Below are 17,292 nucleotides of genomic sequence, written 5' to 3' on the forward strand. Positions count from 1 at the left end.
TCATTTCCTTACAGATAGACGCAGTTACGTTTGCGCCAGAAGAGATAGCCGAAGTTCTTTTTCGACGAGGGTGAATTGTGTGTTGTGCCCCAGAGCTGCGTGCTCGCCCCGAACGGATGGCAGTTACTGGTCTCGGGGTACATGTTCACCATCTGATACCGCCATCGCTCCTTAGGAATGATGGGCGACGGGTACTGGTTACAGACTGCGACATCCACGCCCACGGAGTTCCAGACCAGCCCCTCTCGGTGCAGCTTGAAGGCCATTCGCTCCCCAACAAGCAGTGACGCCTCCAGCGGAGAAAACTCACCGCTGGTAAAGCCCGTCAGAGGGTATATCGACCCCTGACTGCCCGCACACCAGAACAGCGGGGATAGCGGCAGACCTGCAGAAGACGCGACGGCGTCAGCGGCACAGGCGCCCTGGGCTATCAGGTTGCCGAACAGCGCCGCTTCGGGATTAATCAGCATAGAGAGCGTACTGTCATTCCAGAGGGGATCGACCTCAGAGAGATAGGCGATATCCATATCCCCGGTCTGCATACACCCCATTGTGGCGATGATGTTGAGCCAGTAAATCAGCGGGTATTTGTACCAGTGGACATGGTAGAACGTGCCGGCAGCAGGCCTGTCACTCTGCCCTGCGGTGCCCGTTCCCGTTCGCCCGAGATCGATCTTGAAGCCGCCCATGTTGACCATGACGCCCGGCTCACGGGTTACATCCACCATCGCCATTGGCTCCCAGAACCCGATCGCAAGACCGAGGCGGTAAAACACACCATATGGGCAAATCTGGATCGGCGAAGCCGGGTTGTTGGTATCCTTTTGCGGTCCGGCAGCCAGCTGAATATTCCCGAGCGTCATAGGAAACAGGCACTTCCAGCAGACATCGCTTATCGGGTTAACCCAGCGACCATCACCCGCGTTGCTGGCTGCGGCCGTTGCCTGAGCAGGCATCCAGGAAATAAGAACCAGCAACACGCCGGCCAGCCATGAAAAGTGCTTCATTTCACCTCCCGCAGCCATACACAGACCGGGCCGTCCTCAGTGTCATGAATAGAGCCAATGAACCAGCCCTCGCCCTCAGGCGCGGAAGGGAGCCAGTCACTGATGTTCTGTACGCCCTTTTCCCAGTCGGCGATCACCTGGGGAGGCGCGTCGTTTTCCATCCAGCGGGTGGCACAGGTCAGGTTGTGCAGGCGCATCCAGTCGCCAAATTCAGTCTGCGTGGCCTCATCACTGGCAGGTGAAAAATAATGAGGGTGCGTCCAGAAGCCATTGCGGTCACGGGTAACCGTCACCGGCCTGACAGATTCAGGGTGAGTCATGGGGTATCTCCGGGAGTGCCGCAGCCACCGGACGGCGGGAGGGCTTAAGAAATGGTTAGTGGTTTTTGGCTTTATCAGCCGCTTTCATGATGATGGCCAGACGTTGTTCCTGGCTCATTTCGTACAGGGCAAGAATGGCTCCGCGCAGCACGTGCGAGGGTTTGTACAGCGGATTATCGTTGAGGATTTCATCCAGCTGTCGGGCCGAACCCTCATCGTGACGTACTGACGAGATGGTGACATTCCGGCCCTTTTCAGTATCAGGGTCTTTTTTCATGGCGTTACCTGGTCGGGGGGTTAATCGGAAACCGGGATGACATTCAGGCTGAGGCGGAGCGCAACGTAGTGAGCACCGAACATCCTGAAGGGCAGCGCGGTTGATTACTGGCTGTTTTCCGGTCTGGTGATGTACCAGCCAATGCGCTCACTGCCACGTATGAGTAAGCTGAGCCACGAGCCGGCATACCCATCGTTCACTGCTGCATCTTCGTTGTCCTGCATCGCCTCTTCAGAGACTCTCGGCGACGTATAGCTCTGGCGCGCCCGGAAAATCCGGCGGCTGATTTGTTGCCGGTCGGCCTCTGGGATCGTCACGCGCAGTGATTCATCGCGTGTTAGTGCATAGCCCGCCTCAGTCAGGCCTTTTTCCAGCTCTGCGAGTAATACCTGGTAGTATTCCCGGTTAGCAAAGGCGTGAACCGCATCGGCATGTCGGGCACCGCCAAATTGTGCGAGGGGGACGGGTATTCCCGGCCTGCTCTCCCGCGCCCGTCTTTCACGGCGTGCATCTGCAAGGTACTGAACCACAATCCAGCCAGCGAGTAGCGCAACCACGACCAGAATACCGATCATGCCCTCAGTATCGCGTAAACAGGTGAGCATTCCCTGCAGTCCCTGAGGGCCGGTGAAGCAGCTGATTAACGCCATGCGTTCATCTCCTCCATTCTGTTGCGAATAAGCCTGACGAGGTACAGGGGAAATGCCTCGTCACGTTTTTCCGGCATCGCGGGAAGATGCGGGTTCCTGGCGCACCATTGATGCCAGGCACCGGCGATCAGCGCCGGTTGCCATGATGCGATTTCAGGGTACAGCTGACAGAGGCGATTCACTTCCTCTTCACTGCCTTTGGTATCAGCATTGTGACCTGTCATGTGCTGAGACACAGACGGCACAGCGGGATTGTGTCTCAGTGACATTCGGCGTTCTCCTGCCCTTCGCCTGCAAACAACCTGTCGAGACGCCCGGAAAGTGACAGCGTCTGGCCCTTTTTACGTTTCGCGCTGTCCTCGGCCCGCATGTTCTCCAGTAAGAGGTGAATGATGTAGTCCGGGAAACGTTCATCACGCTTCGACGGCTCCCGGCTGTCCTGCTGGTTCTGCTCACACCAGTGGAGCCAGGCTTTGGTCACCAGTACCGGATGCCAGGAGTCAATTTCGGGGTAGAGCGTCTTCAGCCGTTCTGCTGTTCCCATGCGCGGCGTTATCTCAGCGGGTTTACGCGGTTTTCTGGCGTAACGGTGATGGGATGTGACCGCCTGACGCATTTCGGGAAACAGGTCACCTAACGTTGTTGCACTCATTTTTTCGCTCCTGATACCGGAATTTCTTCCACTTTCATCACGCGGCCATCGCGCGATATCCGCACGGGGATGTGTTCAAAACCGAATTTACGGGTCAGTACGCCAGACTGGTCGAAGTAGATACGTTCATTAAGCGCATCACTGGTTTCTTTGATGTTGCCGTTCACCAGGATGACCTTTACGCTGGTCTGACCGGCGAGCTGCTGTCGGGTCCAGTTCACCTGCTCCTTATCATCGCCGTCGATAAAAAAGAGCACCTGGTTGAAAGGCACCTTATCCAGAGGATTGACCGTATCGCCCTTGCGGGCGATCACGTTGCCCTGCATGTCAGTGATCGTTTCCTTCACGGTAAATGTCGGGTCCCAGGCAAAGCTGCGGTATTCCTTCGCTTTCGTGAGCCCTTCCACCGGCGTCGGACGTACCGCATGCTCCTTCACTCTTTCCGTTGCCTCTTTGCGCAGGCGGTCAAGTTCGCCCGTCTGCTCCATTCCCTTCAGGCGATTCTGGATAAACGCCAGCATGTCCTGCTCTGCAGGCTCGAAGACGTTGCCCCAGGTTCCGAGATCTTTCGCCCCGCTGCCGGCGGAGAGCATCAGCAGCATCATACCCATCAGCTTTAGTGGTCTTTTCACTGGCCCCCCTGAGTGCGGCGCGCAATGTCGGCACGGATCTCGTTCGTGATATCCCGCTGCGGACTCATCACCGCTGGTTTAACCAGAATGATGGCGTTATGTGAGGCCTGCCATTCACCGAGACTGGCTGACAGCGCGGTATTGAAACGCGTTGTCAGAACCCGGGCTTTGTCCTCATCAAGCTGCAGCTGCGCGGACTGCTGCATAAACAGATCAACTGTTCCCTTCATATCGAAGACCACCACCTCCGGGGTGACGGCTTTCGCCGTCACATATGCCACGCCTGTCATGGCCAGCAATCCTGCCAGCCACAGCATGCTGGCTTTAACCCAGCGGGATGTTTTGCTGGCGATCGTTGCACCATCGTTGAAGGTATCGCCGTCATACGGCTTGTCCTGTTGTTCACTCATGCTGCTTTCACCCATTCTTCAAGTTCACGAAGTTCATTGCCGAATTTCTTCTCCGCCAGCAGATATGCAGCTTCTTCCGCAGTGGCACCGGCTTCTCTCTGCAATTTCTGCATGAAGGCAAAGTCCTCACCACGCGAGCTGAACATGGCGCGTGTGACGGGATCGACGAACAGACGGTGGAAGGAGCTGTATTCGCCGGCGTTTATCAGCAGGGAGCTGTAGCCGGTCTGCAGGGCTGGCTGGAAGCCACGGATAACTTCTTTTTCCATGTCCGAGAACTGATCCGGGTTATCGGCAAGGTACTGTTTAAACGCCTTAGCATCCTGCAGCAGGGTGATTTTGGTGGAGCTGTTGTTCCAGGCGGCTTCCGCTTCCTTACTGGCGCTGAAGTCCTTGATGCCCTGGGTGATAGTGATAAACGCGCCACGGTGACGACGCACGGTTCGGTAGCCGGTTTCGATAAACCGTGCCGCGTGCGGGTTGGAGCCGCCAAGAAGACGCCAGGCCTCGTCGATGATGCAGACCTTTTTGAGGTCGCGCGGGCTGTGGTACATCTTTTCCTGAATCGCCAGAATGAGCGAGAACAGGATAGATGAAAGCAGCTTCGGCTTGTCTTCCAGACTCAGCAGCTCCAGCACCGCGAAGCGGGTTTCACCATCGAGTGTCGGGGTGTCGGCGTTGAAGTATTCTCCGTCCGGCCCCCAGGTGCAGTAGGTATCGAGCAGCATGGCCAGCTCAGCAAGGCGCGAGATGATGGTTGGCTTGTCTGCAAACGCCTGATTCACATCCTCGTTAGTCAGGTAATTATGGACGTCGTCGATACGGGCTTTGTTTGCCTTCTTCTCCCACGCATCCATTACCGCTTTTTGCAGGATCGCCTCGCAGACGCCATCAAGCGGCTGCGTCGGGCTGGCGAGTACCGTCAGCAGGCGCACAATCCCTTCAGCAGAGTGCTTGATGTCTTTGACGTTGGCGAACGGGTTAAATCGCAGTTTAGAGCCATCGAGATACACCCCACCGGCCTGATGACAGTAGTTCTTATAACTGTCACCCATGTCGATAACCCAGCCGTAACCACCGGCGTTTAGTACATCGCGCAGCACCCCCTGTATCAGAAACGATTTCCCTGCCCCGGACGTCCCGGTAACCGCGATGTTGAAGTTGGTACTGCCGTTCTCCTCGCCAAACATGTCGTAGAATGCGACCTGGTTACGGTAAGTCGGCAACGGCATACCTACATTCGACAGCTGGCGTTCGGCCACGACCGGCATCAGGCTCACTGCGTTCCATGACTTGGCGCGCAGCGTCGCGCCTGTTGTTTTCAGGTCTTCCCACATCCCTTCCTGCATGACGAACGGGAAGCCGGCCAGCCAGTTACGCATCTGCTGGTACTGTATCGTTACCATCTCCAGCTCGTTCTTGCGGAACACGTTCACGGCGGCCAGCTCACAGGCCTGCGCATCTGTATTGTTGTCCGGCGCGAACAGGGTCAGGTTAAAGTACGTGTTGCAGAGTGCAATTTCGTTATTGTTCAGTTGCTCACGGGTACGTCGCCATTCTTCTGCGGCCCTTTTGGTGCCGGGAAAAAGTGCGGCGTAGGCTGAGTTGGCCTTTTTGGACAAATCGGTATCTTTACGAAATGCCTCACTCTGGCTTTTGGTCTGCTCCTCCAGCTCCGTCGTCCAGGTCAGCATAAAGGGACAGGGTATTCCGAGGTCAGGAAAGCGCAGGTTCTGCAGATTGTCAGCCCCCTGCCACAGGGCGAAGCGTTTAGGCGTTTTAGCAAGCTGCATGTTGATGATGCGGCATGCCGATGCCGGCAGCCGTGTCCCGCGCGCGTCGATGGTCTCGGGCAACGTCATCCGGAGATGCGACGGATAGACATCAAGCCCTATCCCCTGATCAACCACCTGGCGGTTCAGCTTTTCATCCTCGTTGTAGTCGCCGGAGGACGTCAGCACCTGTTCCTGGCGGTAGTTCATCTGTTCGCGTACCGCAGACAGGAAGCCGTTCACATCGACGTTCACGCTGTCGATGCGCGCAGCGCCCAGGGAGACGCGGATGGTGTTGCGGATCTGAATCAGGTCATCAATCACCCGTTGTGTCTGGGAAGCGCGCTTCAGCGGCTGACCATAGAAAAGAAAGATACGGTAGTTACGCAGGTAAAGCGGGTAATCGCGTTCGTTGGCCAGACCGTGCAGCGCAGAGCGCTGCCAGAACGCGCGGGTAATTTTATTGAGGTGATCGGCCATCCCTCCTTTCCACATGTCGTTACTCACACCGCGATCGATACGTTCCCCGACACACTTGCTGGCGAGCATGATGACGGTGACGGGAGTCTGGCGGGGCAGTTTTTTGCGCAGCATGTCATCAAGCGCGGCCATCACCTGTTCGTTCGCGCCAGGCAGCGGGGCGGCTTCCATGATGAAGCCTGCAGAGCCGGCGTTGACGAAAATCTCATTGATGTCGTCGTAATACCGGTACGGCAGTGCCGCAACCAGGGACGGGTAGCCCCACGTCTGGGAAAGATTCTCGCGGGCCGTGGCGGCACCGTCTTCCTCTTTCCCGTTTTTCAGCATATCCATCAGGTTGTCGACAAAACTCATTTTCGACCCTCCGCAGCGGCCCGGATTAACTCCAGGCGACGCAGCTTCTCTTCGTTCATTTGCCCGGTGTGCGGTGCATCACCGGCAGTTTTAATCTGCCAGTCACAGCTCACGCTCAGAACGGCCAGCGTTTCATCGTCGGTATCGACTGACTGTGTGGCGGTGATTTGCGTCGTTCCTTTCCGTGAATGGACTAACGATTTCGCCAGGTGATCGATGCCGTTCTTGCCGGTAACGTAATGGCTGCTCATTCCCCGCCCTCCCCGATAACGCGGTAGCTCTCATCCCAGTGGGATTTGTTTTTCACGAACTCAACCACAGCCGGCTGATGAAAGTTGTCGTCCGTGTCCACCCAGGGGGCAATCCACAGGCGCTGCGTGGCGTCAGGAATACGCTGAACCGGAACGCGGCCCGCCGTGTTAACCGGCACGGGGGTCGCATGACTCGGCGTGACCAGCGGCGTGACCAGTGAGCCGGATGTTTTCGCGGGCGCAGTGGTCAGAGGCCTGGCGGCGGTGGTTCCGGTTGCTGTGACGGAGACAGGACGGAACGGATTCACGACCGGTGCCGAATTGCGCAGTGCCGGCAGGGTTTCACCCGCAGGCTTTTTTGCGGTTTTTTCAGCCGTCAGGTCATCCAGACTTTTACCCTGAGCGGCCAGCTTGTTGGCCTCACCAGTGGTCAGGCACTGGTCGGTCGCGGTCTTGTTGCAGTCGAAATCAGAATTGAGACCGGCGCAGCCGGTCAGTGCGCTGCACAGCAGTGCAGCGCCCAGTAGTTTTTTCATGGGGTAACTCCGGTTGTAATTTAAGGGGTATTCAGGGAGGGGTAATACTCAATTTCGATTATTTGCAGTTGCACTGAATCACAGTGAAAACCAGCTGCACAGCAAGGCTTCCAAACACGCCGGCATAAAACATGTCCAGCGTCAGAAAGTTCAGGTTCATCTGGATAAAACCAAAAATACTCGCCAGTATCAGCATTCCGCACCACGGAACGACTGAGCCATACATAAAGACCCCTTCATCGCGTTTGTTAAAGGCAGAGCCGCTAAAGTATACGAGGAACACGCTTAAGAGCAGGGGCACTCGCCAGGAGACCCAACCCATATCACCCACGCCTTTAAGATTGAGCACTGCCCACACAGTCAGTTCGATAGTGAATACCAGTGCTGGAATCAGGATATAGCGATAGTTGTGCAGGATTTTGAGTAATGGATAGCGTGCCATGTTGGCAGACATAAACACTCCAGTGAAATGAATTACAGGAAGACGCTGATGACATGAGCAAGTGCGCCTATGGTCACCAGGGTGAGTAACACAATGAGCCCTCCAGTATGGTTGTAAACAGAAACACCGGTCGCTCCGGCTGTTATTACAAGTAGTGCAATGGCTCTGGTACGCTTCATTCCTCTCCGATTTTCTCGTTACCGTCAGTGACTCTATGGAGGAACTTCAGGTCAGGTTTCTTTTCTGGCCAGACGGTCCTCACTTCTTCCTGATACCAGTTGCTGACAATGCTGACCGTCAGCCCCTCCGTTTCGGCCTGGTGCTTAAGGTGTTCCCAGGCGGGAAGATTTAAGGGTTCATACTCAGAAAGCATCCTGTCGAACACCTCCGCCCAGCTTTCGTTGTAGCGGGGGACAATTCGCCTGCATATCCATTGAGTCAGAAATAGCCAGACAATCAGGAAAACCAGCGCCCACAGTGAGAGGTAGTACGAAAGAACCGGCCCCCCAACACCGAGAAAGATGGCAACCCCCAGGAACATGCACCTGCTTGCTGCCGGAGTGGGCCGACCAGCCTCCCAGTAAGCAATATGCATCCGCATGCTCCTGAGCAGGTTATTATTACGCTCTTCGTCACGCATTCCGGCTTCCCCCACGAAGAGCGGCATCAGAAATGGCGCTGAACTCCGCGTCCAGCCACTTTCTGAGTTCTTTCTGCGTCAGTTCATCCTTATGAAAAACAGAGAGGGCCAGGGTGCGCATGGCATCAATATCAAGCGGCTCATATGACCGAATTTTCTTCTGTATTTTCTCTTCCCATGTTTCACCAGTCTGTAGCAACCCGGCCAGAATCAATGCCATTCCTATTGCAAAAGAAACCACAGTAAACCTTTGATTGCCTGACCAGAAGCTGAAAATCAACATCCCTGTAGCGGTTAATGTCCCGACCCAGAATATCCAGTGGGGCTTTGTTTTTTTTCCAGCCATCCAGCGGTTAAGGTCCTCTTCGATACGCTTTAGTTCGCTTTCGCGCCTCATGGAGCCTGTATCATTCATTTGCCCTCCTTAGTTGATGGTGTCACCCAGACGCAGCTGGCTGGCCTGGCGGAGAACATCATCGGGGTTAATGTTGCCGACTGAGGTGGTGCTGGATGCAGTGGTCTGGCTCGCTGGTTGAGGGGTCACGGCGTTCTGCGCGGCGTTGCCGGCTTTCTGCAGTTCCTCTTTCGCTTTCGCATCCTCGGCGTCCTCGATGGTTTCAAGGCGGAAACCCTGCTGGAACACTACGGTCACCCGGTTGCCGGCACCGATATCAATCACCGGATGGTACTGCTCAGCGCGCTTAATCCAGTACTGGCTCAGCGTGTCGGCCGCCTTACTGGCACCGCCGCCTATACCCTGCTTAAACACGTCGCCGGCACCGACATCCGCTGTGGCACCGAGGCCGACAGATGGTGTTGCCGCAGATTTGATGCCTTCACCAAAACCTGACAGGAGGCCTGCTGCACCGGCGTAGCCGACAATCATGCCGTTTCGCATGACTGGCTTGCCGCGAACGCCGCCTTTCCCCTGGTAGCTGACATGCCCATGAAACTCCATGTCCACGTGCTTGCCGTTCTTCAGCACGCAGCTGATTGATTTCGTCCGGACGATGCCGCGCTCACTGGAGATATCGCCCCATATTTCACCCACCACAAAGCAGCCGTCGGCGCTGTATTCTTTGTTGTTCGGCATCTGGATATTGCCCAGCAGGCGGAGGGTGACTGCCTGTGTGTTCTGCTGGCCGGTAACACTGGCGTTGGCGTCGGCTCCTTCAATCATGATGGCGTCAGAGAAGGAGCCTGACGGAATCCAGGGTAGTTTGGTTGGCTTTTTCATCAGGCTGTCGTATTTGAACTTTGTTGTCGACAGGCCACCTGTCATCCTCTGGCCTGAGCCGCCCGGATAGAACCCTGCGCCCTGCCCCATGTTGACACCAGTGGCGGCCGGTGCTCCTGTGGGGGTGACAGTGTATTCGGGAGGTCGGGCCTGACCGGCAGCAACGGGACCGGGGAGTGGTGTTCCGTTCTGACCGGCAGGTGGTGTCTGCTGGCCAGTGGTCGCGTTGCTGCCGGGGGCTTTCGTTAGCTGCTCATTCAGGCGCTGAATTTCTTCATCCTTTTTGGCCAGCTGTTGCTCGGTGGTGAGCTTGTTCTGTGCAAACTGCTGGGTGAGCGTGGCGAGCTTGTCCTCAAGTGCGGAGGTTTTGGCTTGCTGCTGTGCCAGTGCGGCATCATTAACCTGCTGGTTAAACGCTGCCGTGACCACACCGGTCATGTTTGGGGTGGCGACCGGCGCGGGTTGTTTCTGTTCCTGCTGATGTTGCCCGTACCAGATAACGCCGCTTGTGGCGGCGGCGCCTCCCACGATTACGGCGGCAAGAATGGCCAGCTGTTTGCGCCGGGTTTTCAGGTTTTTATTCAGACTCATGGGCGGGTGTCTCCGTCATCTGAAAACACAATCCAGGCGTAGCCTTCGCCACCGGCATAAAGCTGGTTCTGCGACAGCATCACGGCCCGGACTCCCTTGCGCCAGAAATCGCGCTCGCGCAGGCTGCGGGTGATGCTGCCCGGGTTGCTCATCCGGAAGCGCACAACGCGCAGGTGGTTACCAACAATCTGGCGTTCCGGTGTCAGGCGTACATCACTGGCGGGTGTGTATGCCGGCATGCGGCTGACCGGATACTCCTGATAGTCGTCCGGTACCTGGCCGTTGACTACGGCGCGGGACAGTGCGACCAGTGTTTTTTCGTAGGTCTGCCCTTCTTCCCATGCCTTCGCATCGTCGTTCTTGCGAAGTGGTGGCGACATCGGGGTGAAGCGCAGTGTTTTGCCGTTACCCGGTTGCGGCCTGATGTTCAGGCTCAGGGATGAGCCGCGGTCGGTCTGGATAAACAGCGTAAAGTTCTGACTGACAAGGGGAGACAGAATGAGTGCTCCGTCGTCGGTCTGGCTCTGGTCATAGGCACCGGTTGGTCCGCTGATGCTGGTAATGAGTTCTCCGTCGACAACAACCTTGCTCGGGTTGGTGTTGCTGAGAGTGACGTTAAAGGCGGCGTCGTTCTCAAACGGAATGGCTGCGGGTGCGGAAGCGGCCCGGAGGCCGCTGGTAAATAATCCCGCTGCCAGAAACACAGCAGCAGCTGCCGGTGAAATACGAAATTTCATGGGCAGTCCTGTCAGTTGGTGGTGGATACCGGCTGGAGTTCTTCGAAGTTGTGGAGGTTAATCACACCGTTCTCATAACTCAGTTTCAGGCGGTAGGTTTTTTCCTGGTCTTTCATCGGCGTGATGATTACGCCGTTAGTGGTGGAGGACTTCAGAACCCCGCTGTACTGCACGGAGCCATCATCCATGACGCGAATTTCTTTCGTGTCGAACTGGGTGGAAATGCCCGCTTTCCTGATGCGTTCAGCTTCAATATCCAGAGCTTTCTTGAGTTCGTCCCGTTTGTCGGAAGGGACGAATCCAAGAATCATTTTCTGGTTGTTGTCGATGTTTTCCGGGGTGACGTTCAGTCGCCAGTAAATAAAGGAGGCGGCGAATTGCGTCAGGCCTGGGGCATCGACACTTTTTGAATCTGATGCGAAGGGGCGATTAAATGTTAATGGTGTGGTAATGGTTTTCTGGGTGGTGGCAAAATACCATGCAAGCGAACCTGTCAGTACGTTACCGGCCCCCATAAGTAAAGTTAAAGCTGAAAGACCAATAAACGCATAGCGGAGTTGTTTATCGCGCTCTCCTTTAATATTCAGTTTCATGAAAACTATGCCCTCCAGTGCCGGAAACTAGAATCAGGTATCTGGCGAAAGGTTACTTTGAATAAAAGTGATGGCAGGTGCCAGTAACAGAAATTAAGTAACCAGTACGACCCCTGCCCTTTTTTCAGATATCTGACGATGAACCAGAGGATTCCCGCTATAACGCCAAGTTCAACTGACAGGTTGTTAAGCACCCCCAGAACAATAAGGGGTGCGGTAACAATTAACTCATCAATTGGCAAGCCTAAATAGCGGTCCTGCTGGTTCATTGTTTCCGGGAAGTTGTATTTATCCTCCTCCCCGCTCATCGTTTAACTCGCGATGCCGAAGGCTACACGGGTAAAGATGATTGCCATTACGATACCGACGAATACCAGCGGTGAGCGGGCCTTGATGTAAATAAACAGGCCCATGATGATTTCGGCAATGTAAAACCATTTAATCAATGAAGAGCCAGAACCGAAGGTGGAATTAACCGTGGTGTTTTGTGAGGAAAGAAGGTCGGTGCCGCCAGCGAATGCCGGGTGAGTGACCATAAGTGCAATTAAAAAAGCGCCTGCTGACTTTAAGTAAAATTTAGCCTGGCGATTTTCGCGCGCTTTGCGGAATAAAGACGCTACCGCCCATCCCTTACCGACGTTAAGGGCACTGCCTTTGGTTAACATGTTTGTTTTCTCCGAAGTAAACAAAAGTGGTTCGCGTAAGTGCTTGTTTACGCAGGCGCAATTGTCCCATGACCCTAAAAAAAAAAAACTGTGACGCATGTCACACTTTTTGGAATCATTCAGATTTATCCGAATATGTAAGTGGGTAGGCTTTGTTGACCAGAAAGTACGGAAATGGCCTCCGGGATCTATAGCTATGAAAGTTAAAGAAAAAATGTGGGATGGTCGCGGCCGTCCACGTAAGTTCCAGCCGGGTGAAGCTGTGGAGTGGCGATTGCGCGCTCCGGATAATCTGCTTATGGAGCTGAGAATATGTGCCAGAGCTGGCAACAGGAGTGTGAATGAGGAAATTATTGCCAGGCTTTTGTTGTCGCTGAATTATCAGCCGGGTAAGCCTGTGATTAAAACAGCGGAAGGGGAAAGGCTCATTGCGCTGGCGGTGAGATTTGAGGAATGGCTTGGAAAATTACTTGATGGTGAATCCGTTGATGCTGTGAAGGAAGTTAATGTCCCGCTCAAGCAAGAGCAATTGTGGGTGTGGCGTGAGGGTGAAAGAATTTTGCTTCCGGGTAAAACAACCGGATATAGCATGCGTATTCCTGAGAACCTTGCGGATGAAATAAGGGCAATGGCGAAGGTGCATAACCGTAGTCTGAATGACGAAATGCTCACTCGCCTGATGAATACGATGGGTTATTTCACGGAAAGGTTACTTGACCAGAACGAGGATGCGCAGGCACTTAAAGTTCTTTGCATGGAGTTCGAGGTGTTCCTGAAGGAAAAAATAAGGGAGGTGGAGAAAAGCGACCTTCCGTGGGATGAAAAGCCGTCTCAGTGATCGATTCTGGCCGGAGTGTTCCGGCCAAAGAAGTTATTTTACCCTGCCAGGAAGTGGTCTTTTTCGGCTTTATCTTCCGCATCGTTAATTGCACTGATGTTGGTGTTTATGAGCTCTTCCAGTTTCACGCCAGAGTCGGGACCTTTGAGTGTAACGAAGATGTCAGAGACAAGGGCAGTCAGAATCATAATACCTTCTCGTGACCCGGAGACTTTCTTTATAAGGTCGCGCCTAAAACCATCCAGGTCAAATGAGCTTCCTTCTTCTTTCGATTTGTAAACCATTAGCCCAAGGCGTACTAATTCGTTGACTATCGAAGAGTAGTTCATCTCAGAAGAGGTGGCCCCTTTCTGTAGCTCTATTTCAAGAATATCATGTATTTCGCGGTCAATTTTGTCTTTAAAGTAAATGTTCTTTCTTGGCATAATAGTTTCTCGATGTTCTAATGCAGTGCCTGATGCGGCACTGCAATGGCGAACTTTAACAGCTATCCGTGGTGCAGGGTTCTGGTAACCAACTGATTTTATATATGACTCATCCCTAAATATGTGTGCTAATCAGGCACTACGGTGTGTGTGCATTAGGCACTATGATGTGTGTGGTTCAGGCACTATCTGCTTTTAACTTACTCTATTAATTGAATACACACAATCCCCACACTTCAGAGTGCTGTATTAGCACACATTGCAGTGCCTGATTAAGCACTGCAATGTGTGTTAGTCCACACACCTTAATCGCACATACTCAAAAATTACGAAATAAAACACACATCATGCCGCTGAATTTAAAGAAAAAATATGCAAGACGAAGTCTTGCGTGGGGTGTGATGTTTTAAAGGGTTAGCAAAGAGCGGCGTGTTAATACCGTCTACTGCTCTGACATGTTTATTTCGGACAGGTGTTAAATCCCTTCAGGAGAGCGCTCACGCGCGTTTGTAGTGAATTAACTTGATTACGACGATCCGCCGGGGTATTTTTTAAGGCGACGCTCCAGAGCCCGTGTATTTCGTTAAAAGGCCAAACCATGAAAATATCGTTACTGCCTGCGGCATTGCTGACCCTTTCACTGTCTGCTGGCGCAGTTCCCCAGATGTGCTTTGACCAGGCCGGGAAAGATTATCAAATTGATCCACTACTGCTTATGTCAATTTCGATTAAAGAGAGCAGGCTGAAGCCGGGTGCGATAAATGGATCAAACAGGAATGGAACAGAAGATGTCTGCGGGATGCAGGTAAACAGTTCCCATTACGGTAAACTTAAAAACTTCAATATTACCCGTGAGCGCCTGTTAAATGATCCATGCATCTGCGTTTATACGGGTGCATGGGTTCTGGCGCACAACTTCAGGTCATACGGAAAAAACTGGGACAGCGTGGGGATGTATAATACGGGGCCGAGCAAAAAGCTCATTGCGCAGCGCAAGGCCTATGCTCAGGATATCAAAAATATATATCGCGTTTTACTGGCCAGAAAAAAGTTACTTTCTGAACGTCTGGCGCCAGCAGCGGGAAAGGAACATGAGATGAAAATTTCAGAAACAGCATCTTTAAACAGTGGGCACTAAAAAGCCGCTCTGTTGAGCGGCTTAATTATCAGGCCTTCAGTTTTGCAAACTCCTCGGCCATTTTCCAGAGTGCTTGATTTAATTTGATGTCGCCATCAATTCCGGTGACTTCCCGCGTTCTGGTCATCTTCCCTTTTTGCGTTCTGCCACGAATCCCCCCACGGATCACATTTTCCTGCACCACGTTAAACGTGGTCCATAAATCCTGGCCTCTGTCGAGCACACGGCGAGGGTTAATAATTTGCTCAGGTGTAATTGGCGCTGGTTTCCCATCGTACTTAAGTTCCAGGGCGGTCGCACCCAAAAGGCGCTGCTCAGGCAAAGTCAGCTGAATGCTTTTCATGAGATCAATATTTTCATCAACCGCGTCAAATGTTTTCAGCACCGTGTAAGCGCCTTCAATAACCTGGCCGACAATATCCCCTTTGTGGGGTACGCGGATTTCACCAAAATCCTTCAACGCAACCAGACCATTACTGCAAATCTGACGGAACATACCGGGTATCATTTTATAGCTGCTTGAACCATCATGGCTATTCAGCAGAATAATTTCCGGTACTTCTTTTCCGTTAATCTGGTCATGACGACGCAGGCGAAGCATATGCTTTGTAAAGTCGCGTTTATCCTGGTCACGTGTACGTGACTGCGTTGCATAATACGGCTGAAAACCTTCATCACGTAAACGATCAAGAATGTTTATGGTCGGAATATACGTATAACGTTCAGAGCGTGAATCGTGTTTATCCGATGAGAACGCGCTCGGAACTATGTGCTGTAATTCCTCATTCGTCAGCGGACGGTCTTTACGAATCGAGGTAGGCATACGATAGCGGCTTGCGAAACTGACCATATTTATTTACTCCTGATTATTTTGTTAGTGATGAAGAAATAACGCGGTGAAAATTATCCAGCGGCATTGCAACTGCCACCGGGCGACCATCTACGATCCAGACAGAGATATAATCCGGGCATTCGTCATTAATTAACGTCAGCTCAGTGGCATTCTCTGGCGGCGTAAAAATTGCCGGTTGTGGCTCCCCTTCCGATGCTGCCAGGACCCAGCAAAACAGATCCGTGAACTGGGACGTGGTGAGGTTTGAATCACATCTTCCGGTAGATTCTTGAGCGGCGGTTTTGACGTTGACGTTTCGTGTGTGCATCCTGGTTTTCTCCTGTGGTGATGGTGTCCATCTCCCTGGTGAGTTCTCTCGCGGCAAAGGGCAAAGGAGCAACGGCGAAGGGAGGAAGGAAAGGGGCGGAGACTAAAGTTTTTGCGGCACGCAAAAAGTTTTGGCGGAGTGCATTTCACCCCTTGGATGACGACCCGACGGTGCTACGACAAGCCCTCCGCGTGAGGACACACGGGGGATGGCCGTCACCGGATGGACAGGATGCACACACCCGACACGTCGGAACGGCGTGGCGCCATTAAAGCGACGGCATCAGCCGGCGCGGTGAAGGCGTTCCGGACGGCACGGCCGGAGAAGCCGCAGCCTTTGACCCTAGCCATCAGACCCTAGCCGTATGGCCCGAAACCCGAAGGGGTTCGGCGGAGCCCGGCGGGTGCGCAGCGGCCGCCCTGGCGGAGTGGGGCTCGACGACCGGGCAGCAGCGCTGGCCGGGAGCCGAAGGGGGCCATCGCCCTGCCCTGTTTTCGGGTTATGGCCACAGAGCTGCAGCTGAGAAAGATAACCAGCAGGACGCCGGTTATGATCGCCGGTAAGGAGACAAGCACTGCAACGGGGAAAGGCAGGAGCGCCGGAGGCGCTTTCGCCCTCCCCGTTTCCCCGAAGGGGAAAGAGGGTTTGTGCGGTTGCCCTGATGAATGCCACCAGGGCTGGACCGAAACCGGGATCAGGAGCTAGTAATCACCTGACTCAATTCCCGACTCAAATGCCATCTCGGTCATAAGGTCGTCATGCCTCTCTTTTGCACGTTCTTCCTCAGCCCACGTCAGCATAAAGCCGCGCATCGACGCTGCGCCCATGAATACCGGGCGGTCTTTAAGAGGTAATTTAGCCAGGTAGTCCAGCGCCATTCCCAGCAAAGTGACCTCATAGATTTCGTAGTACGCGCCGCATGTTTTACCAGCCCGCTTTTCCATACGATCCAGAACCACATCAGCACGAATGACGTCGAACGGATTACGTGAGTGAATATTGCGTACAAAGCCATCAGTGCGCAGGAGCGTTGTTTTATGTGTCGTCGTTGTTTGCATCATGATTTGTCTCCAGCGAAGAAATTCACGAAAGAAGGTAATACGCGTGAGAAATTTTCCAGCATTGCAGCTGCGGCAACCGGATAACCATCCAGTAACCATACTGAGAAGTAATCCGGGACTTCCGGATCGATATAAATCAGTTCGACACTGTCAGCCGGTGCGACAAAATTAACAGGCTTCACATCAGCTCGTGATTCGCTGACGACCCATGAATACAGATCCCAGAATTGTTCAAAAGTAAGCGCTGAGACTGTTTCACTCTGCCCAATGGTTTCCACAACAAAGCCACTGGACTCATTTAGTGTTTTTCCCCCTATCTTCCTGGAAGATTCGGGAGCGGCGGTTTTGACGTTGACGTTTCGTGTGTGCATCCTGGTTTTCTCCTGTGGTGATGGTGTCTGGTGAGTTCTCTCGCGGCAAAGGG

General features: G+C 53.7%; 26 protein-coding genes. 2 read left to right on the plus strand and 24 right to left on the minus strand.

The window, feature by feature from the left end; genetic code table 11:
- Window positions 1-8: 8 nt before the first annotated feature.
- The 19 genes from traU to ACWKXT_RS22950 form a co-directional block, all read right to left on the minus strand.
- The gene (gene traU / locus ACWKXT_RS22860; RefSeq protein WP_454533223.1) at window positions 9-1,007 is read right to left on the minus strand and encodes a conjugal transfer pilus assembly protein TraU; all 999 of its coding nucleotides are present in this window, start codon (window positions 1,005-1,007) and stop codon (window positions 9-11) included.
- On the minus strand, window positions 1,004-1,327 hold the full coding sequence (locus tag ACWKXT_RS22865) for a hypothetical protein (protein ID WP_454533224.1): 324 nt from the start codon (window positions 1,325-1,327) through the stop codon (window positions 1,004-1,006). Before ACWKXT_RS22865 ends, traU begins: the two co-directional genes overlap by 4 nt.
- 55 nt (window positions 1,328-1,382) lie before the next feature.
- On the minus strand, window positions 1,383-1,604 hold the full coding sequence (locus tag ACWKXT_RS22870) for a hypothetical protein (protein ID WP_015572104.1): 222 nt from the start codon (window positions 1,602-1,604) through the stop codon (window positions 1,383-1,385).
- 104 nt (window positions 1,605-1,708) lie between these two features.
- Window positions 1,709-2,254: a hypothetical protein gene (locus ACWKXT_RS22875; protein WP_454533225.1), complete on the minus strand. Its 546-nt coding sequence runs from the start codon at window positions 2,252-2,254 to the stop codon at window positions 1,709-1,711.
- Window positions 2,245-2,523 (minus strand): hypothetical protein, encoded by a 279-nt coding sequence (locus ACWKXT_RS22880; RefSeq protein ID WP_454533226.1) that lies wholly within the window; start codon window positions 2,521-2,523, stop codon window positions 2,245-2,247. The genes ACWKXT_RS22875 and ACWKXT_RS22880 overlap by 10 nt, the downstream gene beginning before the upstream one ends.
- Window positions 2,514-2,906 (minus strand): hypothetical protein, encoded by a 393-nt coding sequence (locus tag ACWKXT_RS22885; RefSeq protein ID WP_454533227.1) that lies wholly within the window; start codon window positions 2,904-2,906, stop codon window positions 2,514-2,516. The genes ACWKXT_RS22880 and ACWKXT_RS22885 overlap by 10 nt, the downstream gene beginning before the upstream one ends.
- The gene (traW, locus tag ACWKXT_RS22890) at window positions 2,903-3,517 is read right to left on the minus strand and encodes a type-F conjugative transfer system protein TraW (protein WP_276590667.1); all 615 of its coding nucleotides are present in this window, start codon (window positions 3,515-3,517) and stop codon (window positions 2,903-2,905) included. The genes ACWKXT_RS22885 and traW overlap by 4 nt, the downstream gene beginning before the upstream one ends.
- Window positions 3,518-3,534: 17 nt before the next feature.
- Window positions 3,535-3,948 (minus strand): type-F conjugative transfer system protein TrbI, encoded by a 414-nt coding sequence (trbI, locus tag ACWKXT_RS22895; RefSeq protein WP_454533228.1) that lies wholly within the window; start codon window positions 3,946-3,948, stop codon window positions 3,535-3,537.
- Window positions 3,945-6,554: a type IV secretion system protein TraC gene (gene traC, locus ACWKXT_RS22900; RefSeq protein WP_454533229.1), complete on the minus strand. Its 2,610-nt coding sequence runs from the start codon at window positions 6,552-6,554 to the stop codon at window positions 3,945-3,947. Before traC ends, trbI begins: the two co-directional genes overlap by 4 nt.
- Complete coding sequence (locus tag ACWKXT_RS22905) at window positions 6,551-6,805, minus strand: hypothetical protein (RefSeq protein WP_454533230.1); 255 nt, start codon at window positions 6,803-6,805, stop codon at window positions 6,551-6,553. Before ACWKXT_RS22905 ends, traC begins: the two co-directional genes overlap by 4 nt.
- Complete coding sequence (gene traV / locus ACWKXT_RS22910) at window positions 6,802-7,341, minus strand: type IV conjugative transfer system lipoprotein TraV (protein WP_454533231.1); 540 nt, start codon at window positions 7,339-7,341, stop codon at window positions 6,802-6,804. The genes ACWKXT_RS22905 and traV overlap by 4 nt, the downstream gene beginning before the upstream one ends.
- A 58-nt stretch (window positions 7,342-7,399) precedes the next feature.
- Window positions 7,400-7,795 (minus strand): hypothetical protein, encoded by a 396-nt coding sequence (locus tag ACWKXT_RS22915; protein WP_454533232.1) that lies wholly within the window; start codon window positions 7,793-7,795, stop codon window positions 7,400-7,402.
- A 163-nt stretch (window positions 7,796-7,958) separates the two neighbouring features.
- The gene (locus ACWKXT_RS22920; protein WP_454533233.1) at window positions 7,959-8,423 is read right to left on the minus strand and encodes a hypothetical protein; all 465 of its coding nucleotides are present in this window, start codon (window positions 8,421-8,423) and stop codon (window positions 7,959-7,961) included.
- On the minus strand, window positions 8,416-8,838 hold the full coding sequence (locus tag ACWKXT_RS22925) for a hypothetical protein (RefSeq protein WP_454533234.1): 423 nt from the start codon (window positions 8,836-8,838) through the stop codon (window positions 8,416-8,418). The genes ACWKXT_RS22920 and ACWKXT_RS22925 overlap by 8 nt, the downstream gene beginning before the upstream one ends.
- A gap of 9 nt (window positions 8,839-8,847) precedes the next feature.
- Entirely contained in the window at window positions 8,848-10,251 is a 1,404-nt protein-coding gene (traB, locus tag ACWKXT_RS22930; RefSeq protein WP_454533235.1) for an F-type conjugal transfer pilus assembly protein TraB, read from the minus strand.
- Window positions 10,248-10,988 (minus strand): type-F conjugative transfer system secretin TraK, encoded by a 741-nt coding sequence (traK, locus tag ACWKXT_RS22935; RefSeq protein WP_454533236.1) that lies wholly within the window; start codon window positions 10,986-10,988, stop codon window positions 10,248-10,250. The genes traB and traK overlap by 4 nt, the downstream gene beginning before the upstream one ends.
- An 11-nt stretch (window positions 10,989-10,999) precedes the next feature.
- Window positions 11,000-11,581, minus strand: a complete 582-nt coding sequence (locus ACWKXT_RS22940; protein ID WP_454533237.1) for a TraE/TraK family type IV conjugative transfer system protein — start codon at window positions 11,579-11,581, stop codon at window positions 11,000-11,002.
- Between the two features lie 5 nt (window positions 11,582-11,586).
- On the minus strand, window positions 11,587-11,889 hold the full coding sequence (traL, locus tag ACWKXT_RS22945) for a type IV conjugative transfer system protein TraL (protein ID WP_015572087.1): 303 nt from the start codon (window positions 11,887-11,889) through the stop codon (window positions 11,587-11,589).
- A 3-nt stretch (window positions 11,890-11,892) separates the two neighbouring features.
- The gene (locus ACWKXT_RS22950; RefSeq protein WP_013087194.1) at window positions 11,893-12,246 is read right to left on the minus strand and encodes a type IV conjugative transfer system pilin TraA; all 354 of its coding nucleotides are present in this window, start codon (window positions 12,244-12,246) and stop codon (window positions 11,893-11,895) included.
- A 196-nt stretch (window positions 12,247-12,442) separates the two neighbouring features.
- Between ACWKXT_RS22950 and ACWKXT_RS22955 the strand changes: the two genes are divergently transcribed.
- Window positions 12,443-13,084 carry an Arc family DNA-binding protein gene (locus ACWKXT_RS22955; RefSeq protein WP_454533238.1) on the plus strand — a complete coding sequence of 214 codons (642 nt, stop codon included), beginning with the start codon at window positions 12,443-12,445 and terminating at the stop codon, window positions 13,082-13,084.
- Window positions 13,085-13,122: 38 nt separating this feature from the next.
- Here the strand turns inward: ACWKXT_RS22955 and ACWKXT_RS22960 are convergent, their stop codons facing one another.
- A complete protein-coding gene (locus ACWKXT_RS22960) occupies window positions 13,123-13,509 on the minus strand; it encodes a relaxosome protein TraM (protein ID WP_023338043.1) in 387 nt (128 codons plus the stop codon).
- 598 nt (window positions 13,510-14,107) lie between these two features.
- Between ACWKXT_RS22960 and ACWKXT_RS22965 the strand changes: the two genes are divergently transcribed.
- On the plus strand, window positions 14,108-14,647 hold the full coding sequence (locus tag ACWKXT_RS22965) for a lytic transglycosylase domain-containing protein (protein WP_454533239.1): 540 nt from the start codon (window positions 14,108-14,110) through the stop codon (window positions 14,645-14,647).
- Between the two features lie 28 nt (window positions 14,648-14,675).
- Here ACWKXT_RS22965 and ACWKXT_RS22970 read toward each other — a convergent pair whose 3' ends face one another.
- From ACWKXT_RS22970 to ACWKXT_RS22985, 4 genes are all read right to left on the minus strand, one after another.
- Window positions 14,676-15,497: a DUF932 domain-containing protein gene (locus tag ACWKXT_RS22970; RefSeq protein ID WP_454533240.1), complete on the minus strand. Its 822-nt coding sequence runs from the start codon at window positions 15,495-15,497 to the stop codon at window positions 14,676-14,678.
- Window positions 15,498-15,513: 16 nt separating this feature from the next.
- The gene (locus ACWKXT_RS22975) at window positions 15,514-15,807 is read right to left on the minus strand and encodes a hypothetical protein (RefSeq protein WP_057061548.1); all 294 of its coding nucleotides are present in this window, start codon (window positions 15,805-15,807) and stop codon (window positions 15,514-15,516) included.
- Window positions 15,808-16,508: 701 nt separating this feature from the next.
- The gene (locus ACWKXT_RS22980; protein WP_454533266.1) at window positions 16,509-16,865 is read right to left on the minus strand and encodes a hypothetical protein; all 357 of its coding nucleotides are present in this window, start codon (window positions 16,863-16,865) and stop codon (window positions 16,509-16,511) included.
- Window positions 16,865-17,292: hypothetical protein (locus ACWKXT_RS22985; protein ID WP_454542699.1), on the minus strand; the 428-nt coding region annotated here is incomplete at its 5' end. The genes ACWKXT_RS22980 and ACWKXT_RS22985, both read right to left, overlap by 1 nt.

It is taken from the genome of Enterobacter sp. UPMP701, from assembly GCF_053709515.1.